At 69.6% G+C, this 427-nt stretch carries 1 pseudogene; it reads left to right on the forward strand.

Features of this window, described 5'->3' with window-relative positions:
- Positions 1-427: pseudogene (locus tag A9Z05_RS38205) on the forward strand (glycosyl transferase family 51); the annotation flags it as partial.

Consider the following 427-nt stretch of genomic DNA (forward strand, 5'->3'; position numbering starts at 1 on the left):
CGCGCGCGTGCAGTCGTTCGTGTCGCGCAAGGCCGTGACCTCCGCGCGCGCGTCGCTGCTGTCGGCGCTCGGCATCAGCGACCTGTACCAGCTCGACCAGCTCGACCTGCAGGCCACCAGCACGCTCGACAACGGCGTGCAGCAGGCGGTCGCCGAGCGGCTCGCGCGGGCATCGACGCGCGACGGCGCGCAGGCCGCCGGCCTGTACGGTTTCGAGATGCTCGCGCCAAAGGACGACCCGTCGCACCTCACGTACAGCTTCACGCTGTACGAGCACCGCAACGGCGCGAACATGCTGCGCGTGCAGACCGACAGCGTGAACCAGCCGTTCGACGTGAATCGTGGCGGCCGTATCAACCTGGGCTCGACCGCGAAGCTGCGCACGCTGATCACGTACCTGCAGATCGTCGCCGACCTGCACGCGCGC

Origin of the sequence: Burkholderia sp. A2, assembly GCF_001729305.1 — a bacterium.
GTDB classification, from domain to species: Bacteria; Pseudomonadota; Gammaproteobacteria; order Burkholderiales; family Burkholderiaceae; genus Burkholderia; species Burkholderia sola.